Here is a 20764-nt window from a genome sequence, read left to right as displayed (position 1 = left end):
AGCATGGACATCGTTTTCGGGACGGTCATCCCTGAATGTGGAAATACAACTGGCCTGGTTGTCTGACTCACCTGAGGGAGTGATCGGCGCTACGGCGAGTCGTGCGCCAGTAGATGACCGCCTGCGTGATGATCAGAATCATCACGATCGGCATCACCAGGCAGAGAATCGCCAGCCGGTATTCATCAGACCATTCCGACAACTGGGTTCTGGGAAGAACGTTGTCGGTGATGTACAGCACATAGAGGCCGAGCAGCAGCCCCCCTTCCAGACGGCTGATCTGACCTCGGGTCCAGAAGATCGGCAGGCAGGCCAGGCTGGTGAGCAGCATCACCGGAAGGTCTTCGCTGATCAGCTCCGGGCTCACGTCCAGGCCGCGCCCTGCGGCCATCAGGGCTCCGCCGCCCAGCACCATCATCAGATTGAGCAGGCAGCTGCCCACCACGTTGCCGATCGCCAGATCGGTGCGCCCCCGCAACGCCGCCACCAGGGAGGTGATCAGCTCCGGCATCGAGGTGCCCGCCGAGACAATCGTGAGTCCGATCACGGCTTCACTGACGCCGAGCAGTGTGGCCGCTGTGGTGGCTCCGCCCACCAGCACCTTCGATCCAATCGTCAGCACGACGATGCCGGCGAGCAGCTTCAGAACCGCCACCTGCCAGCCACCACTGGCCGCATCCGCATCGATCTCCGGTTCCGCCCCTTCGGTGGCATCCGGTTCCTCCCTGGCCGTGCGGATCTCCCAGATGGTGTTGATCACAAGGCCCAGCAGCAGGGCGATGCCGGCCTGCCAGGTCAACCGTCCTGCAGAGGCCATGCCCCAGACCGCTGCGGAGATGGCGATCATCAGCGGAACATCCCGACGCACCAGTCGGCTTTCAACGCGCAGCGGCAACACCACGGCGCTGCTGCCCAGCACCACCATCACATTGAAGATGTTGCTGCCCACCGCGTTGCTCACCGCCAGGGCATCAGCGCCCTGCAGCACTGAATTGATGCTCACGAACAGTTCGGGAGCGCTGGTGCCCAGGGCCACCACGGTCAGGCCGATCACCAGCTGTGGGATGCCGAAGATCACCGCCAGGGCGACGGCCCCCTGCACGAACAGTTCGCCGCCACCGAACAGCAGGGCGATACCGATCAGCACTTCCAGTGACGCCTGCAGGAATTCCGGCATAGAACCGTCAATCGTGGGGGGATTCTGCTCTGCCGGGAACCGGCTTAGGGTTCGGCCTCTCTAGACACAGCTCAGGGTGTGCTGAATCGCTTCAACACCAACAATCTCCGTGGAGATGCTTTCGGAGGTCTCACGGCGGCTGTGATCGCACTGCCGATGGCCCTGGCCTTCGGTATCGCGGTCGGCAATGCGTCCGGGGTTCCGGAGGTGGGTGCTGCCGCCGGTCTGTGGGGCGCCGTGATCATCGGCCTGGTGGCGTCCCTGTTCGGAGGGACCCCCACGCTGATCTCGGAACCCACGGGTCCGATGACGGTGGTGTTCACCTCGGTGGTGATCAGCTTCGCCAGTACAGCGGAGAGTCCCGAGAAGGCCCTGGCGATGGCCTTCACGGTCGGTGTGCTGGCCGGCGTCTTTCAGATTCTGTTCGGCCTGTTCCGGCTGGGCAGATACATCACGATGATGCCCTACACAGTGATCTCGGGCTTCATGTCCGGTATCGGCATCATTCTGGTGCTGCTGCAACTGGCGCCTTTCCTCGGCCAGGATCCGAAGGGTGGCGTGATGGGAACCCTCAGTCAGCTGCCTGCCCTGATCCAGGGAACGCAGCCGATGGAGCTTTCGCTGGCCGTGATCACCCTGGCCATCCTCTGGTTCACACCATCGGCTCTGAAGAAGGTCTGCCCGCCACAGCTGCTGGCACTGGTGGTCGGCACCTTGCTGGCGGTTTCCGTGTTCAGCGGGGCAGGTCTGCGGACGATTCCGTCGTTCTCCGCCGAGTTCCCCTCACTCAGCATGCCGGACTTCTCCGGTGGTCAGATCCGGATGATGGTGGTGAATGCCGCCGTGCTGGGGATGCTCGGCTGCATCGATGCTCTGCTCACGTCGGTGGTGGCCGACAGCCTCACCCGCACCGAACACGATTCCAACAAGGAACTGATCGGCCAGGGCCTGGCCAACGTCGCGTCCGGTCTGTTCGGTGCTCTGCCGGGTGCGGGAGCCACGATGGGCACCGTGGTCAATATTCAGGCCGGTGGCCGCACGGCACTCTCCGGTGTGATCCGAGCCGTTGTGCTGATGCTCGTGGTGCTGCTGGCAGCCCCCCTGGCCTCGATGATCCCTCTGGCGGTGCTGGCCGGCATCGCTCTGAAGGTCGGCATCGACATCATTGACTGGGAATTTCTGAAGCGGGCGCATCACCTTTCCCCCAAGGCGGCTGTGATCACCTACGGCGTGATTGTGCTCACCGTTCTGGTGGATCTGATCACAGCGGTCGGCATCGGGGTGTTCGTGGCCAACGTGCTCACCATTGATCGGATGAGTGCCCTGCAGTCCAAGAAGGTGAAGACGATCAGCACAACGGACGACGACGTCGAGCTCAGCGAGGAGGAGCAGTCCCTGCTGGATCAGGCCGCTGGCAAGGTGCTTCTGTTCCAGTTGGCCGGTCCGATGATCTTCGGTGTCGCGAAGGCCATCTCGAGGGAACACAACGCCATCGGTAATTGTCAGGCTGTTGTGTTTGATCTTTCGGAGGTCTCCCATCTCGGTGTCACGGCCGCGATCGCGCTGGAGAATGCGGTGAAGGAGGCCATGGAAGTGGGGCGTCAGGTGTTCATGGTGGGAGCGACCGGCAGTACAGCGAACCGCCTCCGCAAGCTGAAGCTTCTCGAGCGTCTGCCGGAGCGCCACATCACCAGTGACCGTCTGCAGGCCCTCCAGCTCGCCGTGGCGGAACTGACGCCCAATGCCTGATCGGATCACACTCGCCGCACCCGATGACTGGCATGTCCATCTTCGGGATGGCGAGATGCTCGAACGGGTGGTGGGCCACACGGCCAGGGCCTTCCGGCGCGCCATCGTGATGCCGAATCTGCGGCCGCCGGTGACGACCGTGGCGGCTGCTGCTGCCTACCGCGACAGAATTCTGGCGGCCTGTTCCGACAGCACTGGTTTCAGGCCCCTGATGACGGCCTACCTCACCGATGATTTCGACCCTGCTGAGCTGGAGCAGGGGTTCCGATCCGGGGTGTTCACCGCCGCGAAGCTCTACCCCGCCAATGCGACCACCAATTCCGCCGCCGGGGTGACCGATCTGGACCGCATCGCAGCTGTGCTGAGCTGCATGCAGCGCATCGGCATGCCCCTGCTGATTCACGGGGAAGTCACCGATCCCGATGTGGATGTCTTCGATCGTGAGGCGGTGTTCATCGAACGCCATCTGAAGGGGCTGCGGCAGCGTTATCCCGAGCTGCGCATTGTGCTGGAGCACATCACGACCGAGCAGGCCGTTGATTTCGTTGGATCAGCCGACCGTCACCTCGCCGCCACGATCACCCCTCACCACCTGCACATCAACCGCAACGCGATGTTCGCCGGTGGCCTGCGCAGCGATTTCTTCTGTCTTCCCGTCGCCAAACGTGAACGCCATCGTCTGGCGCTTCGACAGGCGGCTGTGAGCGGTGATCCCCGCTTCTTCCTGGGCACGGATTCAGCTCCGCACCCACGCTCCGGAAAGGAGACCGCCTGCGGATGCGCCGGCATCTTCAACGCTCCCCACGCACTGGAGAGCTACGCCGAGGTGTTTGATCAGGAGCAGGCGATGGACCGTCTGGAGGGGTTCGCCAGCCTGCATGGGCCTGCCTTCTACGGACTGCCGGTCAATCAGGAGCGGGTGACGCTGGTCCGACGCGATCAGCTGGTACCAGCCGCTGTGGAAGGGCTCGTGCCGTTCCATGCGGGGGACGTGCTGTCGTGGCGTCTGATGACCGGACCTGAATCGGCAGGACAGGGAGAAGGGTCTCGCTAGCGTCGGTTCATGCGGGAGTGACGTCATGCATCTGCTCAAGTTCAGCTCCGAGGACTGCGGAACCTGTCATCGGATGAGTCATTACGACGCCAAGGTGAGCGAGGAGCTCGGCTGCAGCTTCGTCACGGTGATGCTCCAGGACACCGAGACCTACCGGAAATATCGCAAGGTTCTGCTGGCTCAGTACCCCAACAAGGAGGGCATGGGCTGGCCGACCTATCTGCTGGTCTCCGATCCGGAGGGTGCGTTCACCATCCACGGTGAAATCAAAGGCGGCATGCAGAAGGGTGAGTTCCGCGAGAAGCTGACGGCTCTGCTGCCCAGCGCCTAGCGGCGGCGAATGGACCGTTCCGACGGTTGGTTCCCCGGAGATCCCAGTTCTGAACTGACACCGAGTGGGGGCAGGGGGACTTGAACCCCCACAGGCCTTGCGGCCCAAGCGATTTTAAGTCGCGTGCGTCTACCGATTCCGCCATGCCCCCATGCAGGACATCCTAGATTTCGGTGAACGAATGGATGGCCTTGGACCTCCTGTCGCTGCCTGGCAGCCTCTCTCAGGACACGCTGCTCGTGATCGGAGCCTACGGAGCTCTGGCAGGGCTCTACCTTCTGGTGGTGCCGCTTGCTCTGTTCCTCTGGATGAACAAGCGCTGGCACCAGATGGGAAAGATCGAACGATTGGTCGTCTACGGGATGGTGTTTCTCTTCTTCCCGGGAATGATCGTCTTTGCTCCATTCCTGAATCTGCGCATGAGCGGACAGGGAGAGGCCTGAGGTGACCAGAGGCAGGGTTCTGCTGATCGGTCTGGCCGTGCTGGCTCTCGGTGGGGTGGGATTACTGGGATTCCGCGCCGCGGGGTTGGAAGGTTTTTCCGCAGGCATCGCGGCTCAGGCTCTGCTCGTGATGATCGTGATCATCTGGACAGGCTCCTATCTGTTCCGAGTGGTGACAGGAAACATGACATTCATGGAGCAGCGTCGTCGTTATCGGGCCGTGTACGACGAGCAGACGACCCAGGATCTGGAAGCCCGTTTTGATGCGCTGCCTGAGGCGGAACAGCAGGAGCTGCTCCGCCGGATCGGGGCCGATGAGGACAAGTCGACGGCCGACTCATAGGCTCGTTGGGTTTCATCCCGGTCGTCCAGATGGAGAGTCTCAGCCAGCAGACATCCCGCATCGCTCAGCGTTTCGCGCAGCTTCAGAGCGAGGGACGCATGGCTGTGATGCCTTTTCTGATGGCAGGTGATCCTGATCTGGCGACCACCAGCTCGGTGCTCATGCAGCTGCAGAGGGAGGGGGCCGACATCGTTGAACTGGGCATCCCCTACAGCGATCCACTTGCCGATGGCCCGGTGATTCAGGCGGCTGCAGCCCGTGCACTCTCCGGTGGCACATCACCGGCCGGTGTTCTTGAAATGTTGAGCTCCCTGAAGGGGGAACTCACCATCCCTGTGATTCTGTTCACCTACAGCAATCCACTCCTGAACATGGGCATGGAGCGCTTCTGTGAGCAGGCAGCGCAGGCAGGAGCTGCGGGTCTTGTGGTTCCGGATCTTCCTCTCGAGGAGGCCGAGAAGCTGTCACCGGTGGCAGCCGGTTTCGGTCTGGATCTTGTGCTGCTCGTGGCACCGACGACGCCGGAGGAGCGCATGATGCGCATCGCTCAGCGCAGTCGCGGTTTCACTTACCTCGTCAGTGTCACAGGTGTCACCGGCGAGCGCAGCCGGATGGAAACCAGAGTCGAGGGGCTCGTCAAGAAGCTGAAGGAATCCTCCCCTGTTCCTGTCGCTGTGGGATTCGGGATCTCAGGGGCTGAACAGGTTCGACAGGTGCGTAGTTGGGGTGCCGATGGTGCCATCGTCGGCAGTGCACTTGTGAAGCGTATGGCAGCTGCTGCTGAGGCCGAGGTGGCTCAGCAGGCCGGAGAATTCTGCCGGGAGTTGAGGCAGGCAGCCGATTGATCGAGCACCCACCACCTTCCTTCGCTTCTCTCGGAGAAAAGAAAAAGCCCCGGTTTTCACCGGGGCAGTTGGGGTCTGGCCGTTTCCCCTGAGGAGCTTTGGATCACTCTTCCTCTTCGTCACCGCCACCGACGGGGACGAGGCGGATCTGCTTGCGACCAAGCTTGATTTCAAATTCGTCGCCGGGCTTGAGTTCGAGCAGAGCGGTGTAGGCCTTGCCGATCAGCAGGTTGCCGTTGCCCTGAACTGTGGCGACGTAGCTCAGTTTGCGGCCACCTTTGCCGATACCACCGATGCCGGTGGTTCCAAGGCTGACTCCCTTTGCTTCGAGAAGTGCTTCGTAGAAGGCTGTGAAGTTCAGACGGTCGCCACCATCCTTTTTATTGGTGACATAGCCACAGGCGCGAACCAGATCTGACTTGCTGACATCACCCAGCTCCTTGACTTTGTTGAGAAGGTCGCTTCCGGTGAGCATTGGTTTCTGTAGGTATCAACATTCTCAACATAGCGTTTGGTGTCGCCGCCGTGCCATCCTTTTCGAGGGAAAGTTCTTTCCGATCCTTATTTCGTCATGGCGCGTTTTGTTCTGTGGGGTACTTACTGCTCTGATGCTCTCGAAAAGCGCACTCCATTCCGGGAAGAGCATCTCTCGAGACTGCAGTCTCTCAAGCAGCAAGGCACTCTGATCACCCTCGGACCCACAGAAGGCAGCACCCATGTGTTCGGAATCTTCGAGGCAGAGAATCTTGCCACCGTGCAAGAGCTCGTGAAGCAGGACATCTATTGGACGCAGGGAATCTGGACGTCTGTCGAGGTCTATCCCTGGATCCAGGCGTTCTGAGCCTGTTCCCAGATCCAGTCCGCCACAGCAACATCTCCACCTGTTCCGAGCACCTGCTCATATCCACTCATCTGCCCGATCCCCTCGCGTGCAATCGCAGCGATCGCTTCCGGTGAGGCGATCCCGCGTTTCTCCAGAGCGTTCATCCGCAGAGTTTTGCCCCGCCGGATGATGTTGCCTCCATGGATGTGGCAGGCGGCGCAGTGCTGCTCAAACAGAACAGCGCCCCTGCCGCTGATGTCTGCGGCAAGGGCGCTGTTGGGGCTGAGGCTGATGACCAGGATCGCTACCAGCAGACAGGTAAGGGTCCTTCTCAGGCTGCGGGCGATGGGATGAATCCTGGGTTGAATGTTCAACCGTCGATCAGCTGTTCGATCGTTCAGTTTGCAGCAGGGCTGATCTGAGAGCGTCTGTAGCGCTGAACCAGCTCTTCGGGAGAGCGGTAGCTCTGAGGCAGAGATGTGTGCAGCCGCTGCAGATAGTCCCAGCAGATGGTGCGACGGATGGAGTCCAGTTCGCGTCCGTCGGCGACAAGCCGTCTCAGGGCCTGGCAGTAGGTGGAGAATCCTGCTTCCAGATCTCCGATGGTGAGCACCTTGGTGGCTGTCGGCATGAGCAGGAAGATCAGCAGGTCCTGACTTTCGGACTCAGCCTGTCCTTCTGTCTGTTGCCAGGATCACTGATGCAGCGGGGAAGGTCCCTGGTCATGGCCGAACAGGATCTGCTCCTTTTCCTTGACAAAGTCGCCCAGCTTCAGAAGCTAGTGAGTTGTCTGGATACGGATCAGGAGCGTCGTCAGTCCCTGGCCGGGTGCTCTGATCACAACCAGGTGGTGGCCTTGGCCCGCTCCTGGGGATTCGAGATCGGACGGCGCTGGGGAGAACCCTCCACGGCCGGCGACATTCTCTGTGCGGACAACATCTTCCGCGGGCCTCTGCCGGCTCCCGGCCATGACCATACGGACACGCTGGCTGAAGGGGCTGCCTGGCGGCTGATGCTGATCAGGTCAAACGCCAGCTGTGCTTCTGACGGTGAGTGGATCGATTCAACCGAAAGCCTCTGGATGCTTTTGTTGCGGGGTAGCGCCCGTTTGCAGCTGAGGGATCCGGAGGATGTGGCTGATCTCAGCGCCGGAGATCATCTGATGATTCCATCCCATCGCCGATACCGTCTTCTGCGGACGGATCCACCGCCCGGAACGCTCCGGCTGGAGTTGCATTGGCGCGCTTGATCAGCCAGTAGGCCGCCGACAACGACACCACGGCGATCCCGAGACCGACCAGCAACTGCGGTTTGTTCTCGGCCCCGGAAGGAAGCACGATCACCTTGCGGGCCACGGCTGTCAGCGCAGTGACCAGCACCAGTTCAATCTGAACCACGTGCCGGCGCAGGTAGCTGGTGATGTTCTGCAGAACCTCCAGGGCGATCAGCACGGTGAGCAGGTCACCGAGCACCTTGATCAGGTCGTTGCCCAGCCAGGTGGCCTGGGCTCCCATCAGCAGCTTGGCGCCGAGCGAGAGAATCAGCTGGACGATGGCCGCCAGAATGACGACGGTTGTGATCACCGCGAGAATTCTGGCGACCCGGCGCTCGCCGGCGTCGACCAGTGCCAGAAAGGTCAGTCCCTTGGGAAGGGAGGGTTTCACAGGGCTGCTCAGTCGTTGAAGGGGTTGTAATACGGACGGGCCGGCGTGTTGCTGGCTGGGTTGACGATCTCCGTGTCACAGGTGATCGAGCCGTCCGCGCCGGTGACACAGTTCTTGGGCACCACGGTGCTCTGCTTGCCAGCCTTGCTGCCTGGGCTCAGCACCCAGCCTTCGCTCTGGGCATGGGCACTCATCGGAAGCATCAGCAGGAGACCGATGCCGGCCATCCGTTTCAGCAGAGTCATCACTCCATGGTTCAGAGCCACCACTCTGCCGCCCATGGCGTCAGCTGGGGCAGTCCTGTCGGATTTCCTGCAGAAGCAGATCCAGCTGTCCGAATGGATCCGTCTGCGTTTCCGGGTCAGCATCGGCGCTCACCTCACCGTGCCATTCGGCTTCCACCCGGCAGAGACGGGTCGCCAGACCGGCCAGCCCGTTCAGTCGATGTTCCCGCTCGAGCACCTCCAGGATGGACGGCATGCGGGTCGACAGAGCGCGAAGACTGCGGCGCAGATCGGCCTGGGTTCTGCCCTGCTGCTTGAGCCAGTCCTTGAGCAGGTGGGTCAGCTCTGTTTCGAAGGAAGGTGTCCAGGCAGACATCGGGAAGCGGATCAGCGGGTGAGGGGGAACCAGCGATCCAGTCTGCGCTGAGCTCGACGGCTGATGTCCGGTGTGATGTGATTCCGCCAGATTCCCACCATCGCGGTCAGGGCGACGAGATCGTCACTGAATCCGGCCACCGGCAGCAGGTCGGGAATCAGATCCGCCGGCATCAGGAGATAACTGAGGGCCGCCAGCATCGTGAAACGTACCGGTGAGGGGGTGGCGTCATCCAGGAGAAGTTCAAGAGCTTCCAGGGCCGGTGTCGCGACGGTGCGACCTGTTCGTCGCAGCAGAGAGCGCAGCAGGCCTTCATCGATCACCTCGCTGTCCACAACATCCGCTTCCACCGTTACGTCCGCCGCCTTGTCCACGAACCCTCCTTCACGTCACTTGCACTGTTGCGCGCCGCGACGTCTTTGGCGATGGGGTCGCCCTCACCCTCAGAGTGCGGATTCCACGAGACCGCTCTGAATGCCCGTCTTGCGGAGCTTGCGCAGGGCCCGCTGCACGACCTGCCGGCAGTACTCCCGAGAGCAGTTCATGTGACGGGCCACCTCGGCCAGGGTGCGCCACTCGTTGGAGCCGTCGAGGCCGAAACGCAGGGTCACCACCGTCCGTTCCTTCGGGGTGAGGTTGGCTTTGCTCAGCAGAGTCCAGACCGATGCGGAGCGTTCGGCGATCTCCGCGCGTTCCATCGGGGGAAGTTCATCGCTGGGCAACACGTCGACCAGCTCCGAGGGGTCTGATTTCGACTTGACCACTCCCTGCAGGCTCACGGTGACGCTGCGCAGTTCGCAGGCGAGCAGATCCTCGACTTCGGCCACAGGGATCGCCATGAATTCAGACAGCTGTTCGGTCGTTGGGGTGAGACCGTTGCGCTGCATCAGGCGTGCTTTGGCGGCACGCAGTTTGGTCAGTTTTTCGTTGACGTTGACCGGGATCCTGATCGTTCTGCTCTGCGTCGACAGCGCTCGGTTCAGGCCCTGGCGAATCCACCAGTAGGCATAGGTGGAGAAGCGATGTCCGCGGGTTGGATCGTATTTCTCAACGGCGCGGGTGAGCCCGAGGGTGCCTTCCTGGATCAGATCAAGCAGATCAAGGCCTTTGCCCTGGTAGCGCTTGGCCAGATTGACAACCAGACGCAGATTGGAGGTGATCATTTGATTTTTCGCACGCTCGCCGCGGCGAATCACCACTTTTTCTTCATCGTTGTAGTCGCATGCTGGCCCGGATCCGCCTGCAAGATGACAACGTTCAGTGATGGCAACCATCGCCTGAACCTTTCTCCCCATCATCAGTTCCTGTTCCGGGGTCAGCAGCTGGTGGCGGCCGATTTCTCCAAGAAAAGCACTTAGTGAGCTCACCATCATGACGCGATCACTCAGTTGAACTTAGAACCAAAGTGTTTTCATTTGGTGGGTGTAATAAAGACTGCGGAATTCACTTTTTATCCATAGTTAAAGTGTTTCTTCTTCTTGCTGAAGATAATCAGCAGTTGTGAGGCTGTATGCCGCTAGGGTCGCGCCGTTGTCGTCCCTGTTTTCATGACACTGGCGGTCGCGCTCACAACGGATGTCGCCAAAAATGCTGGCGTCGCCTACGTCCATTACCTCAGCTTCATGGTCTGCTTCGGCGCTCTCGTGCTGGAGAGGCGTCTGATCAAGGCGAATCCCGACCGTGGCGAGGCCACGGCGATGGTGATCACCGACATCGTTTACGGCATTGCAGCGTTGGCTCTCCTGGTGAGCGGCATCCTGCGGGTGATCCACTTCGGGCAGGGTTCAGCCTTCTACACGGAGAATCCTCTGTTCTGGTGGAAGGTCGGCATCTACCTCTCCGTCGGTGCGCTGTCGCTGTATCCGACCATCACCTACATCCTCTGGGCGATCCCACTGCGCAAGGGTGAACTTCCCAAGGTGAGCGAGGCTCTGGCCGGACGCCTGAGCTGGATCATCAACATCGAGTTGCTCGGCTTCGCCTCCATCCCGATGCTGGCCACGCTGATGGCCCGAGGGGTTGGCCTGCCGGCGGCCTGATGCAGGCTGAGCCCTGTCCTCCCGCTGCTGAGATCCGCTTTCTGAAGCAGCCTCTGCAGGCTCAGTCACGGGAGGGTGAGGCGCCTGGTTACGCCAAGCGCCTCGCCACCACGGCCTTTGGCCTGCCGAGTCTCTCCCGCTGGTGCCTCTGGATCGAACCGGTCCCTGACCCCGCGGACCGCTGGAGTGTGCGCTGGCGTCGCGCTGTCGACACCGCACTCTCCCGTTGGCGTGAGCAGGTTCCTGTGGTGCTGGTGGATCAGCCTGAGCGTGCCCAGATCCGCATCCTTCGCCAGCGCCCTCCACGGCGTCGCACCGACACCGGATGGAGAGCCAGCAATGGACGCAGCGTGCTGCGGCTGGCGGAACTCAACCGTGCCGGCCAGCGCCGCCGGGAACCGCTGGTTGAGCTGCTGATTTCGCCGGAGCTTCGTGCCCAAGCGCTGGAGGCCACGGCTCTGCATGAGCTCGGCCATGCTTTCGGGCTCTGGGGCCACAGCGATGATTCCCTTGATGCCCTGGCTGTGCATCAAGGAGCCGATCCGGTGCTCACGCCCAGCGATCGCGATCGTCAGACCCTGTCTTGGGTGCGGACTCAGCCCAATCGCTTCGGCCCGATCACCGGCCAGTGATCAAGGGCGGCGGGGAGCTCCACGCCGCGCCGCCAGCACCTCCTGCACCTCCCGCCAGCTGACGCCGTGGTGAGCCAGGGCCACCTGGATATGAAAGATCAGATCGGCGGCTTCACTGGCGATCTCCTCACGCACATCGTCCTTGCAGGCCATGACGAACTCAGCGCTTTCCTCGCCGATCTTCTTGAGGATCCGGTTGTCACCGCCACTCAGAAGCTTGTTCGTGTAGCTGCCCTCCTCCGGTTGGCTCTGCCGGCCACGGATCACCCGGTACAGCTCCGTGCAGGCATCCGCTGGAGGCGGCAGGGCGTCGCTGCCTCCGTCGCTGCGGGTGTCGCCGGCCTCGTAGAAACAGCTTCGGGCCCCGGTGTGACAGGCCACATCTCCGGTCTGTTCAATGCTCAGCAGCAGCACGTCGGCGTCGCAGTCGTACCGAAGACCCCGCAGGATCTGGGTGTGGCCGCTGGTGGCTCCCTTGTGCCAGAGCTCGGCGCGGGACCGGCTCCAGTAGTGCACCTCTCCGCTGCGCAGGGTGTGCTCGATCGACTCCCGGTTCATCCAGGCCACCATGAGAACGGCTCCGTCAAGCCAGTCCTGCGCGACAGCTGGCAGCAGGCCGGCGTCGTTAAAACGGAGTTGGTTGATGAAGGCGGGGCTGGAGGGCTGCATCAGGCCTCATGCTTCAAGCACTGTTCCGATCTTCCTGCAGCGTCCTCCCTCATTTGATTTGTGCTGACCCCTCCCTCCCGTCACGTCTGCAGCAAGCGGTTCGAGGGGTACCCCTGCTGCCATCGGCAATGGCGTCATCCGGGCCATTGCCGCTTCGTTCACGGTTACAGCCGCAGTTTCACGCTCTGGTTCGCGGCCCGTCAGCTCGATGTCTGCGGTTTTGTGGTGGATTTCTCGGGCCTGAAAGGCTTTGAGCAGCGCCTGCGTGATCACTTTGACCACACTTTCCTCGTCAACGAAGACGATCCGTTGCTGGAGGAATGGCAGCGCCTGCACGAGCTCGGCGCTCTTGATCTGCGTGTGATGACGAACGTTGGGATGGAAACCACCGCGGAACTGGTCTGGAGCTGGGCCAATCAGCTGCTTCAGGAACGTGATCTGGGCCGCACCTGCTGCTGGGCGGTGGAGGCGCGTGAGAACGAACGCAATGCCGCCACCTACAGCTCTGTTCCGGAATGGTTTGGGAATGAATCCACTCAGCTATAACGAAGTGCTCGGTTCCAGCAGAGATCAGCTGTTGGAGGTAACGGGGAAAGACCGGTGAAAATCCGGCGCTGTCCCGCAGCTGTGAAGCGATTCCATCGGTCAGTCCGGCCGATCCGTCGTCAGTCAGAACGCCCGCCGACTTCTTCATCGACGAGGATCGAACACGATGCATTCCAACCAGATGATCCGCAGGGCTGGGCCCTGTCTGGGGCTGTCGCTGCTGTCTCTGCTCGCCGCGACTCCCGCCCTGGCCCATCACCCCTTCGGCATGCCGGAGGGATCCGGAATCACCGCCTGGCAGGGCGTGATCAGCGGGATCGGTCACCCTCTGCTGGGGCCCGACCATCTGTTGTTTCTGCTGGCCATCGCTCTTGTGGGTCTGCGTCAGCCCCGTCGCTGGGTGCTTCCGCTGCTGGCTCTGGGCCTGGGCGGCAGTCTCGTTTCCCAGTTGGTTCCTCTCCCGTCAGCGCTTGAGACCGCCGCGGAGGCCTGCGTCTCCCTCACTCTCGTGCTCGAAGGTCTGGTGATCCTCGGACGCCTGCCGGTGTGGCTGCTGCTGCCGGCCATCAGCCTGCACGGATACCTGCTGGGCGGAGCTGTGATCGGCGCTGAGCCGGCTCCGCTGTTCGCCTATGGCCTCGGGCTGCTGATCGGTCAGGGTGTGCTGCTGCTGGCCGTCACCGGTGTCTCCAGCCGCCTGCTGGAGGGGGTCGGCCGCAACGGGCGCCAGATCGCCGCCGGTGTCTGGATCGGCATCGGCGCCGCCTTCACCTGGTCGCTGCTTGTTCCCTGAGCGCAGATCAGCTGAGCACCAATCGCTCGGCTTCGACCCCGGCCGCCTCGACCTCCACGGAGATCCGTTGGCCTTCGCTGAAGCGTCCCCCGAGGATGGCCTTGGCGATCGGGGTCTCCAGTTCCCGCTGAATCGCCCGCTTCAGAGGTCTCGCCCCGTACACCGGGTCGTAACCGACATTGGCGAGCCAGTCCGAGGCGCTTTCGCTTAGCTGCAGGTCCAGCTTGCGCTCCTCCAGGCGCTGTCGCAGCCGTTCCACCTGCAGGCTCACGATCTGGCGGAGTTCCTGCCGGTCGAGGCTGCGGAAGATGATCTGATCGTCCAGACGGTTGAGGAACTCAGGCCGGAAGTGGCCGCGCAGGGCCTCATTCACCCGTCGTTCCATCTCTCCGTGCTGATCCGGGTTCCCGGCCAGCTCCAGGATCGATTGGCTGCCGATGTTGCTGGTGAGGATCAGCACCGTGTTGGTGAAGTCCACCGTGCGTCCCTGACCGTCGGTGACCCGCCCGTCATCAAGGATCTGCAGCATCACGTTGAACACGTCGGGGTGGGCCTTCTCCACCTCGTCGAAGAGGATCACCGCGTAGGGCCTGCGGCGAACCGCTTCCGTGAGCTGACCACCCGCCTCATAGCCCACGTAGCCCGGAGGTGCGCCGATCAGACGGCTCACGGTGTGCTTCTCCATGTACTCCGACATGTCGATGCGCACCATCGCGTCGTCGCTGTCGAAAAGACGGTTGGCCAGGGCTTTCGACAGTTCCGTCTTGCCGACTCCGGTGGGACCGAGGAACAGGAAGCTGGCGATCGGACGGTTGGGGTCGCTGAGGCCTGCCCGGGACCGCTGGATCGCATCAGCCACGGCGGTCACAGCCTCGTCCTGCCCGATGACGCGCTGATGCAGGTCGTCCTCGAGCTGGAGCAGCTTCTCCATCTCGCTCTGCACCAGGCGTGCCACGGGAATGCCGGTCCACTTGGCGATCACTTCAGCGATGTCGTCCTCGCTCACCTCTTCACGCAGCAGGGTCTTCTCACCCGCCTCGTCTCCGGAGAGCTGAAGTTCCTTCTCCTGCAGCTGTTTCTGGAGACCGGCCAGGGTGCCGTACTCGAGTTCCGCGGCCTTGTTGAGGTCGTAGCTGCGTTTGGCCTGCTCCACCTGAAGCTGCACCCGTTCGATCTCCTCCTTCAGGGCAGAGAGGTCGTCGATGGCGCCTTTCTCCTGCTGCCATTGCGCATTGAGCGTGCTCTGCTGCTCGCTCAGTTCCGCCAGCTCACGCTCGAGGCGCTGCAGACGTTCCTGGCTGGCACTGTCGGATTCCCGACCGAGGGAGAGCTTCTCCATCTCCAGCTGCAGGATCTTCCGGTCGATCTCATCGATCTCCTCCGGTTTGGAGGTGATCTCCATCTTGAGGCGGGCGGCGGACTCGTCCACCAGATCAATGGCCTTGTCCGGCAGGAAGCGGTCCGCGATGTAGCGGCTGCTCAGCACCGCGGCGGCCACCAGGGCGCTGTCGGCGATGCGCACGCCGTGGTGCACCTCGTAGCGCTCCTTGAGTCCCCTGAGGATCGAGATGGTGTCCTCCACGGTGGGCTGATCCACCAGCACCTGCTGGAACCGACGCTCGAGGGCTGGATCCTTCTCGATGTGCTGGCGGTGTTCATCCAGGGTCGTCGCTCCGATGCAGCGCAGTTCTCCGCGGGCCAGCATCGGCTTCAGCAGGTTGCTGGCATCCATGGCCCCGCCGCTGGCTCCGGCTCCCACCACGGTGTGGATCTCATCGATGAACAGCACGATCTGGCCCTCGGAGGCGGTGACCTCCTTGAGCACGGCCTTGAGCCGCTCCTCGAATTCACCGCGGTATTTCGCACCGGCGATCAGGGATCCCATGTCGAGGGCGATGAGCTGCCGGTTCTGCAGGGCTGAGGGAACATCGCCGTTGACGATGCGCTGGGCCAGTCCCTCCACGATCGCCGTCTTGCCGACGCCTGGTTCACCGATCAGCACAGGGTTGTTCTTGGTGCGTCGGCTGAGGATCTGAATGGTGCGCCGGATTTCGTCATCGCGACCGATCACCGGGTCGAGCTTGCCGTCGCGGGCCGCTGCCGTGAGGTCACGGCCGTATTTCTCGAGGGATTCGTAGGTCCCCTCCGGATTCTGGTCGGTCACCGACTGATTGCCCCGCACGGCTGTGATCGCTTCTTTCAGCTTGGCGGCGTCCACCCCCGCCTGGTTGAGCAGCTGGCGGCCGCAGCGGTCATCCTCGGTGAGAGCGAGCAGCAGATGCTCGATCGAGATGTAGCTGTCGCCGAAGCTGTTGCGCTGGGATTCCGCCCGATCCAGCACTCCGTTCACCCCGCGGCCGAGAAAGACCGACTCCGGTCGGGAGTTCATGCTCGGCTGCCGCTTCAGGTAGGCCTGCACGGATGTTTCGAAGCCGCTGGGGTCGACACCGGCTTTTTGAAGGATGCGACCGGCCAGGCCGTTCTGCTGCAGCAGGGCGAGCAGCAGGTGCTCGCTCTCCAGCTGTTGATGGCGAGCCGACTGGGCCAGTTGCTGGGCAGCGACAACGGCGGCCCAGGCTTTTTCCGTGAACTGTTCCGCCGTGGGTTGCATAGGGAAGTGATCCCGAACTGAGCAAACCGTATGGCGATCCCGCTGCGATCTGGGGCGGCAAACCGAAGGCTCCGGTGGGGCCCTTTCGCCAGCGGGCGGTGAACCGGAATCGGTTTTTAGAGTTCGCCGAACCCTTCAGCGTCGGAATGGTCGATCAGCAGCTTGTGGAGACCCTCGTGCAGAAGGGTCTGGAGCTCGCCGCCAGTGCCGGCGGCGAGCTGGAACGCAGCTGCTGGATGGTGGTCCATGAGCACCATCACGGCGTCAAGCCGACGGAGTACGACATCCGCGAGATCGATGAGCAGCTGTATCTGGAGGTGCTGAAGCTGGCCAGGCAGGCCTGAGCCGTTCAGGGGCGGGTGCGCTGGGCCAGTGCCGCCGCTTCGGCGGCACAGTCCCGGCTGGGGGGCAGACCCTTGGCTTTGGCGGCATTCACTTCGGCCTTCGCAGCGATGAAATCAGCCTCGAATTCAGCATTGGTATGCAGAAGGGCCACAGCGGCGGCGCCCATCAGCTGCCCGTTCATCACATCACTGGCCCAGTGCACGTTGCAGAGGTGGCGACTCTCCCCGTACGCCAGACCTCGAGCCAGGATTTCATTGCGACGCTGCGGCACCATCTCGCTGAGGATCAGGGCCCAGGCCCAGCCCACAGCGGTGTGACCGGATGGGTAGGACGGATCCGTGGTCAGCTTCGCCTGGTCTTCAGGCGAACAGATCGGTTTCCCGTTCTCAAGGAATGGGCGCTTCCTGCCGTAGTGGTTCTTGGCTTTGTAGGTGGAGAGACCTGCATCGGTGAGCGTTCGGCGCAGCAGCATCACCAGCGTTGGTGTGGCCTCTTCGCTGATGGGGGCGCCGATGGCGCAGGAGAAGGTGCTGGCTGCCTGAGGGAATCCAAGGTCTGCATCGGCAGCCGCGAGGTTCCAGCGCGGTGTGCCGGGCAGAGGGAAGCTTCTGCGGGAGACCGTGTCATCAAGGGCATGCTCCGGCTGGCCGAGTTGCGGCGGCGGCGGAAGCAGCTGCAGGCTGTCCGGCACAGCGTTATCCGGCAGATATCCCTTGAGCAGTCCCTTGTGGATTTCGGGAACATCCGCACTGGCGATCAGGCAGTCCGAGCCAGATGGGGCGGCCAGAGCTCTCCGGGATGGCAGCCCCACGACCACCAGGAGAAGGGCGACGGGAAGGCCGGCCAGGAGGTTGAGCTTGTGCATGCTGAACGAGACCTACACGTCCTTTAGCAACGGACAGACGATCCGGATCAGCCGGAGATGTGGAAGTGCCGTTTCACGGCACTGCGATCGAACCAGTCGCTGATTCGGGTGTCCTCGGCATCGTGCAGGAGATCGAGCTTCCGCACTTGAAAGCCGTTGCTGGTGGCCAGCTCGATCAGGGCATCATCCGTGCCACAGGACTGAACGGCCTGGCGCAGTCGCGGGCTGCGCTCCACCGCATGCAGAAAGTCCTTCAGGGCTTCGCGACTCACCAGCCCAGCTCGGCCTGCTGCTCCACATAGGTGGCAACAGCAATGATGTCGTCCTCGCTCAACTCGCCGGCGTAGGCCGGCATCGCGTTCTTGCCGTCTTCGATGGAGTGTTCGATCGCTTCCAGCGGATCCTGTTGGTAGGCCTCGAGATGGGAATTGAGATCGCGCATCTTGAGGGTGCGACTGGCGCGGATCACATTGCCCCCGCCCATGTGACAGGCGGCGCAGTTGCTGGAGAAGATCTGCTCACCGCGTTCGAGGTCTGTGCTGATCGCGAAGGCCGGCCCCTGGGGGGCCATCACGACGATCAGAGCGAGCAGCAAGGTGAGCAGGCCTGCGATGCGAGCCATTCAATCTCAATGGTTCACCCCAAACTATCCAGCGGAGGGATCAAATGAAAGAACCCCGAACCCCTCCGTTCTGGAGAGATTCGGGGTTTTCGAGCTGGTTTGGTGTCAGCGAGGTGTGATCGCTGAATCGATCACTCGACGATCACCTTGCCGACCATGCCGGCTCCGCGGTGGGGCTCGCAGTAGTAGTCGAAGGTGCCGGCCTCGCTGAAGGTCTCTTCCCAGGATTCACCGGGTGCGAAAGCCAGGTCGGAGTGGCTGTACTCGTCGTGGCCATCGAAGACGGCGTTGTGAGGAGCCAGCTTGTTGTTGATGAACTTGACGGTGTCACCGGCCTTGATGGTCACGGTGGCGGGCTCAAAGGCGAGCATGCCGGCATCGGTACCCAGCTTGACCTCGACGGTGGAGGCCTGGGCGCTGCCGACGTTCAGGCCGATCAGCATCAGGAGGGCACAGCAAGCAGCTGCGAAGGTGCGAATGACAGACCGCATTGGCTGAAGAAACGATGGTCAGACTTTACGCGTGGCTCTCGGTTTGCCGCGGTTTGGGAGGCCTGAATCGCTAAGAACTGTTTCCAGGGTGGCGGCATGACTGGTCCCGCCGAAGCGCTCGGGTGCGCTCACGGGGTCGTGAATGAAGTGGCGCTGACGAATGCTGAAGCGATCCCAGGCATTCACTTCGATCGGCAGCACACGGATGAGCGTTTCGATCAGCCATGGCCAGAGCGGAATGCCCGGCGTCCGGCCCACCCCACGCCAGCGGCACATCGTGGCCACCGCAGCGTCCACGGAGATGGCCCGCTGCCCCATCACGATCCGGCGCAGAGCGCCCTGTCCGGGCTCACGGTTCGCTTCATGGGCGCGTGTGGCGAACTGGCCGCAGATCCGGGCAATGTCCTCGGCATGGATGAAGTGGAAGCTGGCGTCAGCCCGCAGCCATCGGGCCAGCCAGAGCCAGCGGCTGGCCTCCGCCAGCCCTTCGGTGAGGTAACTGGTGGGGAAGGGGCTGGTGCCATCCACCCGACCACCGAAGACCAGGGTGGGAAAGACGGCGATGATCCGTGACGCCAGGGGGTGCTGCTCCAGGTCCTGGAGACAGCGGGCTTTGGTCTGGATGTATTCGGTGCCGTAGGCAAGAGCTTCAGGCAGCGGTCGCAGATGGCGATCGAGGATGCTGGCGGTGGAGAAGTAGATGACCTGCTCAATCACCGTCGGGTCGAGCAGCTGCAGCATCCGCTTCACCGCCACGACATTCACTTGTTCGGCCCGCTCCGGATCGCCCCAGGCGGTGGCGGTGTGAATCACCCGGTTCACCGTCGACAACTCCGCCGCGAAGCGATCGGTCTCGCGCAGATCTCCCACCAGCAGCCGGATCCTTGGATGATCGGCCGCAACCGCCGTGAGCTTGGAGGGATCCCTCAGCCAGAGGAGCAGCTCCGCGTCGGAGTGCTCCAGAAGCCAGCGCGAGACGTATTGGCCAACGCAGCCGCTGGCTCCGGTGACCAGGATCCGGGTCAAGCGGCTGCCCCGATGCGCTCCATCACGGATTTGCCGGCCTCGAAGAAGGCACGGCCGTTCTCCTCAGGCGTCCCCGGCAGGATGCCGTGGCCAAGGTTGAGGATGTGGCGGCGACCGCGGGCCTTGCTCACGCAGTCATCGATGCGGGCCTGGATCGCCTCCGGTGTCCCGAACAGCAGGCCGGGATCGACGTTGCCCTGAACGCCGATGTGCTCCGGCAGACGCGCAAGGGCTTCACCCATGTCCACCGTCCAGTCGAGGGAAATGATGTCCACACCGGTGGTGGCCATCCGCTCGATCACGCCGGCACTGCCGGAGATGTAGAGGATGAACGGTGTATCGGGGTGGGTCTGCTTGACCAGATCCACAACTTTCTTCTGATACGGCGCGGCGAACGTGTCGTAATCGGCGGGGCTGAGCTGACCGGCCCAGGAGTCGAACATCTGCACCACCTGGGCGCCGGAATCGATCTGGTAGCGGAGATAGCTGGCGATCGACTCGGCGAAGTGGTCCAGCAGTCTGTGGAGCAGCGCGGGTTCCTGGAACGCCATCGCCTTGATCACGGCGTAGTTCTTGCTGCTCTTGCCTTCCACCACGTAGGCGGCCAGGGTCCAGGGGGCGCCCACGAAGCCGAGCACGGCAGCCCGGTTGCCGACGCTCTCCCGCAGCCGACCGAGCACTTCGCCCACGAAGGGCATGCTCTCGCCGGGGATCAGGGGCTTCAGGGCCTCCACCTGGGACAGGTTGCGGATCGGGTCATTGATCTGCGGCCCCTTGCTCTCCACGATGTCGAAGTCGATCCCCATGCCCGGCAGCGGCGTGAGGATGTCGGAGAACAGAATCACGCCATCGGGCTGGAAGGCCTCGAACGGCTGCATGGAGATCTCGTAGGAGAGATCGGGGTTCTCCGAGCGTTCCCGGAAGCTGGGATGACGGTCGCGAAGGTCCCGGTAGACCTTCATGTAGCGGCCTGCCTGACGCATCATCCAGACCGGAGGACGCTCCACTGATTCACCGCGCGCGGCACGCAGCAGCAGGGGCAGGGAGTCACTCATCCGGGTCTGGGGATCAAGCCGGCAACCTACCTGAGCTGGTG

The 20764-nt window shown here is 62.6% G+C and carries 30 protein-coding genes, 1 tRNA gene and 1 riboswitch; of the genes, 13 read left to right on the top strand and 18 right to left on the bottom strand.

Features of this window, described 5'->3' with window-relative positions; genetic code table 11:
* Window positions 1-67: 67 nt before the first annotated feature.
* The gene (locus ACJ0G7_RS01085) at window positions 68-1177 is read right to left on the bottom strand and encodes a calcium/sodium antiporter (protein ID WP_043690505.1); all 1110 of its coding nucleotides are present in this window, start codon (window positions 1175-1177) and stop codon (window positions 68-70) included.
* Window positions 1178-1255: 78 nt separating this feature from the next.
* On the opposite strand from ACJ0G7_RS01085, the gene ACJ0G7_RS01080 reads away from it, so the two are divergent.
* From ACJ0G7_RS01080 to ACJ0G7_RS01070, 3 genes are read left to right on the top strand one after another with little or no spacing between them, the layout of a single operon-like run.
* Window positions 1256-2926 (top strand): SulP family inorganic anion transporter, encoded by a 1671-nt coding sequence (locus ACJ0G7_RS01080; RefSeq protein ID WP_043690509.1) that lies wholly within the window; start codon window positions 1256-1258, stop codon window positions 2924-2926.
* The gene (pyrC, locus tag ACJ0G7_RS01075) at window positions 2919-3980 is read left to right on the top strand and encodes a dihydroorotase (protein ID WP_043690511.1); all 1062 of its coding nucleotides are present in this window, start codon (window positions 2919-2921) and stop codon (window positions 3978-3980) included. Before ACJ0G7_RS01080 ends, pyrC begins: the two co-directional genes overlap by 8 nt.
* A gap of 25 nt (window positions 3981-4005) precedes the next feature.
* A complete protein-coding gene (locus ACJ0G7_RS01070; RefSeq protein ID WP_043690513.1) occupies window positions 4006-4311 on the top strand; it encodes a thioredoxin family protein in 306 nt (101 codons plus the stop codon).
* Between the two features lie 65 nt (window positions 4312-4376).
* Here ACJ0G7_RS01070 and ACJ0G7_RS01065 read toward each other — a convergent pair.
* Window positions 4377-4462 (bottom strand) — tRNA-Leu (locus ACJ0G7_RS01065).
* A gap of 34 nt (window positions 4463-4496) precedes the next feature.
* Between ACJ0G7_RS01065 and ACJ0G7_RS01060 the strand changes: the two genes are divergently transcribed.
* Genes ACJ0G7_RS01060 through trpA form a run of 3 tightly spaced genes read left to right on the top strand, consistent with a single transcriptional unit; the run spans window position 4497 to window position 5942 of the window.
* On the top strand, window positions 4497-4754 hold the full coding sequence (locus ACJ0G7_RS01060; RefSeq protein WP_173402100.1) for an NAD(P)H-quinone oxidoreductase subunit L: 258 nt from the start codon (window positions 4497-4499) through the stop codon (window positions 4752-4754).
* A 1-nt stretch (window position 4755) separates the two neighbouring features.
* A complete protein-coding gene (locus ACJ0G7_RS01055; RefSeq protein WP_043690515.1) occupies window positions 4756-5097 on the top strand; it encodes a DUF3007 family protein in 342 nt (113 codons plus the stop codon).
* A 29-nt stretch (window positions 5098-5126) separates the two neighbouring features.
* Window positions 5127-5942: a tryptophan synthase subunit alpha gene (gene trpA, locus ACJ0G7_RS01050; protein WP_043690517.1), complete on the top strand. Its 816-nt coding sequence runs from the start codon at window positions 5127-5129 to the stop codon at window positions 5940-5942.
* Between the two features lie 103 nt (window positions 5943-6045).
* On the opposite strand, the gene ACJ0G7_RS01045 is transcribed toward trpA, so the two are convergent.
* On the bottom strand, window positions 6046-6417 hold the full coding sequence (locus tag ACJ0G7_RS01045) for an AbrB family transcriptional regulator (protein ID WP_043690519.1): 372 nt from the start codon (window positions 6415-6417) through the stop codon (window positions 6046-6048).
* Between the two features lie 96 nt (window positions 6418-6513).
* Between ACJ0G7_RS01045 and ACJ0G7_RS01040 the strand changes: the two genes are divergently transcribed.
* A complete protein-coding gene (locus tag ACJ0G7_RS01040) occupies window positions 6514-6783 on the top strand; it encodes a YciI family protein (RefSeq protein ID WP_043690521.1) in 270 nt (89 codons plus the stop codon).
* On the opposite strand, the gene ACJ0G7_RS01035 is transcribed toward ACJ0G7_RS01040, so the two are convergent.
* A complete protein-coding gene (locus ACJ0G7_RS01035) occupies window positions 6759-7139 on the bottom strand; it encodes a c-type cytochrome (RefSeq protein WP_253912778.1) in 381 nt (126 codons plus the stop codon). The two genes, ACJ0G7_RS01040 and ACJ0G7_RS01035, sit on opposite strands and share 25 nt — an antisense overlap.
* A gap of 23 nt (window positions 7140-7162) precedes the next feature.
* A complete protein-coding gene (locus tag ACJ0G7_RS01030) occupies window positions 7163-7396 on the bottom strand; it encodes a DUF3136 domain-containing protein (RefSeq protein ID WP_043690524.1) in 234 nt (77 codons plus the stop codon).
* A gap of 69 nt (window positions 7397-7465) precedes the next feature.
* On the opposite strand from ACJ0G7_RS01030, the gene ACJ0G7_RS01025 reads away from it, so the two are divergent.
* Window positions 7466-8014 carry a Nif11 domain/cupin domain-containing protein gene (locus ACJ0G7_RS01025; RefSeq protein WP_407394806.1) on the top strand — a complete coding sequence of 183 codons (549 nt, stop codon included), beginning with the start codon at window positions 7466-7468 and terminating at the stop codon, window positions 8012-8014.
* Here ACJ0G7_RS01025 and ACJ0G7_RS01020 read toward each other — a convergent pair.
* The 5 genes from ACJ0G7_RS01020 to ACJ0G7_RS01000 form a co-directional block, all read right to left on the bottom strand.
* Complete coding sequence (locus tag ACJ0G7_RS01020; protein WP_043690531.1) at window positions 7908-8429, bottom strand: phosphate-starvation-inducible PsiE family protein; 522 nt, start codon at window positions 8427-8429, stop codon at window positions 7908-7910. The two genes, ACJ0G7_RS01025 and ACJ0G7_RS01020, sit on opposite strands and share 107 nt — an antisense overlap.
* Before the next feature lie 8 nt (window positions 8430-8437).
* Window positions 8438-8710, bottom strand: coding sequence for a hypothetical protein (locus ACJ0G7_RS01015; RefSeq protein ID WP_043690532.1), 273 nt, complete (start codon window positions 8708-8710; stop codon window positions 8438-8440).
* Window positions 8711-8714: 4 nt separating this feature from the next.
* Window positions 8715-9029 (bottom strand): hypothetical protein, encoded by a 315-nt coding sequence (locus ACJ0G7_RS01010; protein WP_043690535.1) that lies wholly within the window; start codon window positions 9027-9029, stop codon window positions 8715-8717.
* An 11-nt stretch (window positions 9030-9040) separates the two neighbouring features.
* Window positions 9041-9403 carry a YkvA family protein gene (locus ACJ0G7_RS01005; protein ID WP_043690539.1) on the bottom strand — a complete coding sequence of 121 codons (363 nt, stop codon included), beginning with the start codon at window positions 9401-9403 and terminating at the stop codon, window positions 9041-9043.
* A gap of 69 nt (window positions 9404-9472) precedes the next feature.
* Window positions 9473-10399 (bottom strand): sigma-70 family RNA polymerase sigma factor, encoded by a 927-nt coding sequence (locus tag ACJ0G7_RS01000; RefSeq protein WP_043696336.1) that lies wholly within the window; start codon window positions 10397-10399, stop codon window positions 9473-9475.
* A 177-nt stretch (window positions 10400-10576) separates the two neighbouring features.
* On the opposite strand from ACJ0G7_RS01000, the gene ACJ0G7_RS00995 reads away from it, so the two are divergent.
* Together ACJ0G7_RS00995 and ACJ0G7_RS00990 are read left to right on the top strand one after the other, a co-directional pair.
* Window positions 10577-11068, top strand: a complete 492-nt coding sequence (locus ACJ0G7_RS00995; RefSeq protein ID WP_043690542.1) for a DUF2214 family protein — start codon at window positions 10577-10579, stop codon at window positions 11066-11068.
* Window positions 11068-11700 carry a peptidase gene (locus ACJ0G7_RS00990; RefSeq protein WP_407394803.1) on the top strand — a complete coding sequence of 211 codons (633 nt, stop codon included), beginning with the start codon at window positions 11068-11070 and terminating at the stop codon, window positions 11698-11700. Before ACJ0G7_RS00995 ends, ACJ0G7_RS00990 begins: the two co-directional genes overlap by 1 nt.
* Here the strand turns inward: ACJ0G7_RS00990 and hisIE are convergent, their stop codons facing one another.
* Entirely contained in the window at window positions 11701-12369 is a 669-nt protein-coding gene (hisIE, locus tag ACJ0G7_RS00985; RefSeq protein WP_407394801.1) for a bifunctional phosphoribosyl-AMP cyclohydrolase/phosphoribosyl-ATP diphosphatase HisIE, read from the bottom strand.
* Window positions 12370-12429: 60 nt separating this feature from the next.
* Between hisIE and ACJ0G7_RS00980 the strand changes: the two genes are divergently transcribed.
* Both ACJ0G7_RS00980 and ACJ0G7_RS00975 read left to right on the top strand, forming a co-directional pair.
* Complete coding sequence (locus ACJ0G7_RS00980) at window positions 12430-12915, top strand: 6-carboxytetrahydropterin synthase (protein ID WP_043690549.1); 486 nt, start codon at window positions 12430-12432, stop codon at window positions 12913-12915.
* A riboswitch (cobalamin riboswitch) is annotated at window positions 12908-13070 on the top strand. Its footprint overlaps the gene before it by 8 nt.
* 26 nt (window positions 13071-13096) lie before the next feature.
* The gene (locus ACJ0G7_RS00975) at window positions 13097-13708 is read left to right on the top strand and encodes a HupE/UreJ family protein (protein ID WP_407394798.1); all 612 of its coding nucleotides are present in this window, start codon (window positions 13097-13099) and stop codon (window positions 13706-13708) included.
* A gap of 7 nt (window positions 13709-13715) precedes the next feature.
* On the opposite strand, the gene clpB is transcribed toward ACJ0G7_RS00975, so the two are convergent.
* Entirely contained in the window at window positions 13716-16319 is a 2604-nt protein-coding gene (gene clpB, locus ACJ0G7_RS00970) for an ATP-dependent chaperone ClpB (RefSeq protein WP_043690552.1), read from the bottom strand.
* A 146-nt stretch (window positions 16320-16465) separates the two neighbouring features.
* On the opposite strand from clpB, the gene ACJ0G7_RS00965 reads away from it, so the two are divergent.
* A complete protein-coding gene (locus tag ACJ0G7_RS00965) occupies window positions 16466-16663 on the top strand; it encodes a hypothetical protein (protein WP_043690554.1) in 198 nt (65 codons plus the stop codon).
* Window positions 16664-16668: 5 nt separating this feature from the next.
* Here ACJ0G7_RS00965 and ACJ0G7_RS00960 read toward each other — a convergent pair whose 3' ends face one another.
* The 6 genes from ACJ0G7_RS00960 to hemE all read right to left on the bottom strand — a co-directional run bounded on the left by ACJ0G7_RS00960 (window position 16669) and on the right by hemE (window position 20723).
* Window positions 16669-17529, bottom strand: coding sequence for an acid phosphatase (locus ACJ0G7_RS00960; protein WP_407394796.1), 861 nt, complete (start codon window positions 17527-17529; stop codon window positions 16669-16671).
* Window positions 17530-17576: 47 nt separating this feature from the next.
* Window positions 17577-17801, bottom strand: a complete 225-nt coding sequence (locus ACJ0G7_RS00955) for a Nif11-like leader peptide family natural product precursor (RefSeq protein WP_043690561.1) — start codon at window positions 17799-17801, stop codon at window positions 17577-17579.
* Entirely contained in the window at window positions 17798-18151 is a 354-nt protein-coding gene (locus ACJ0G7_RS00950; RefSeq protein WP_043690564.1) for a c-type cytochrome, read from the bottom strand. Before ACJ0G7_RS00950 ends, ACJ0G7_RS00955 begins: the two co-directional genes overlap by 4 nt.
* 131 nt (window positions 18152-18282) lie before the next feature.
* Window positions 18283-18642, bottom strand: a complete 360-nt coding sequence (gene petE, locus ACJ0G7_RS00945; RefSeq protein ID WP_043690568.1) for a plastocyanin — start codon at window positions 18640-18642, stop codon at window positions 18283-18285.
* A gap of 18 nt (window positions 18643-18660) precedes the next feature.
* A complete protein-coding gene (locus ACJ0G7_RS00940) occupies window positions 18661-19668 on the bottom strand; it encodes an NAD-dependent epimerase/dehydratase family protein (protein ID WP_407394794.1) in 1008 nt (335 codons plus the stop codon).
* Window positions 19665-20723, bottom strand: coding sequence for a uroporphyrinogen decarboxylase (hemE, locus tag ACJ0G7_RS00935; RefSeq protein ID WP_407394792.1), 1059 nt, complete (start codon window positions 20721-20723; stop codon window positions 19665-19667). Before hemE ends, ACJ0G7_RS00940 begins: the two co-directional genes overlap by 4 nt.
* Window positions 20724-20764 lie beyond the last annotated feature (41 nt).

This window comes from Parasynechococcus sp., from assembly GCF_045559935.1.
In the GTDB taxonomy this organism is placed as follows: domain Bacteria; phylum Cyanobacteriota; class Cyanobacteriia; order PCC-6307; family Cyanobiaceae; genus Parasynechococcus.
Note: the sequence above shows the minus strand (reverse complement) of the source record. Positions and strands in the feature narration are given on the sequence as shown.

Bases quoted from the DNA above. Each gene is read 5' to 3' on its own strand.
- ACJ0G7_RS01085 (WP_043690505.1), bottom strand. From the start codon at position 1,177: ATGCCGGAATTCCTGCAGGCGTCACTGGAAGTGCTGATCGGTATCGCC.
- pyrC (WP_043690511.1), top strand. From the start codon at position 2,919: ATGCCTGATCGGATCACACTCGCCGCACCCGATGACTGGCATGTCCAT.
- ACJ0G7_RS01070 (WP_043690513.1), top strand. From the start codon at position 4,006: ATGCATCTGCTCAAGTTCAGCTCCGAGGACTGCGGAACCTGTCATCGG.
- ACJ0G7_RS01060 (WP_173402100.1), top strand. From the start codon at position 4,497: ATGGCCTTGGACCTCCTGTCGCTGCCTGGCAGCCTCTCTCAGGACACG.
- trpA (WP_043690517.1), top strand. From the start codon at position 5,127: ATGGAGAGTCTCAGCCAGCAGACATCCCGCATCGCTCAGCGTTTCGCG.
- ACJ0G7_RS01045 (WP_043690519.1), bottom strand. From the start codon at position 6,417: ATGCTCACCGGAAGCGACCTTCTCAACAAAGTCAAGGAGCTGGGTGAT.
- ACJ0G7_RS01040 (WP_043690521.1), top strand. From the start codon at position 6,514: ATGGCGCGTTTTGTTCTGTGGGGTACTTACTGCTCTGATGCTCTCGAA.
- ACJ0G7_RS01030 (WP_043690524.1), bottom strand. From the start codon at position 7,396: ATGCCGACAGCCACCAAGGTGCTCACCATCGGAGATCTGGAAGCAGGA.
- ACJ0G7_RS01025 (WP_407394806.1), top strand. From the start codon at position 7,466: ATGCAGCGGGGAAGGTCCCTGGTCATGGCCGAACAGGATCTGCTCCTT.
- ACJ0G7_RS01015 (WP_043690532.1), bottom strand. From the start codon at position 8,710: ATGGGCGGCAGAGTGGTGGCTCTGAACCATGGAGTGATGACTCTGCTG.
- ACJ0G7_RS01010 (WP_043690535.1), bottom strand. From the start codon at position 9,029: ATGTCTGCCTGGACACCTTCCTTCGAAACAGAGCTGACCCACCTGCTC.
- ACJ0G7_RS01000 (WP_043696336.1), bottom strand. From the start codon at position 10,399: ATGGTGAGCTCACTAAGTGCTTTTCTTGGAGAAATCGGCCGCCACCAG.
- ACJ0G7_RS00995 (WP_043690542.1), top strand. From the start codon at position 10,577: ATGACACTGGCGGTCGCGCTCACAACGGATGTCGCCAAAAATGCTGGC.
- ACJ0G7_RS00990 (WP_407394803.1), top strand. From the start codon at position 11,068: ATGCAGGCTGAGCCCTGTCCTCCCGCTGCTGAGATCCGCTTTCTGAAG.
- hisIE (WP_407394801.1), bottom strand. From the start codon at position 12,369: ATGCAGCCCTCCAGCCCCGCCTTCATCAACCAACTCCGTTTTAACGAC.
- ACJ0G7_RS00975 (WP_407394798.1), top strand. From the start codon at position 13,097: ATGATCCGCAGGGCTGGGCCCTGTCTGGGGCTGTCGCTGCTGTCTCTG.
- clpB (WP_043690552.1), bottom strand. From the start codon at position 16,319: ATGCAACCCACGGCGGAACAGTTCACGGAAAAAGCCTGGGCCGCCGTT.
- ACJ0G7_RS00965 (WP_043690554.1), top strand. From the start codon at position 16,466: ATGGTCGATCAGCAGCTTGTGGAGACCCTCGTGCAGAAGGGTCTGGAG.
- ACJ0G7_RS00960 (WP_407394796.1), bottom strand. From the start codon at position 17,529: ATGCACAAGCTCAACCTCCTGGCCGGCCTTCCCGTCGCCCTTCTCCTG.
- ACJ0G7_RS00950 (WP_043690564.1), bottom strand. From the start codon at position 18,151: ATGGCTCGCATCGCAGGCCTGCTCACCTTGCTGCTCGCTCTGATCGTC.
- petE (WP_043690568.1), bottom strand. From the start codon at position 18,642: ATGCGGTCTGTCATTCGCACCTTCGCAGCTGCTTGCTGTGCCCTCCTG.
- hemE (WP_407394792.1), bottom strand. From the start codon at position 20,723: ATGAGTGACTCCCTGCCCCTGCTGCTGCGTGCCGCGCGCGGTGAATCA.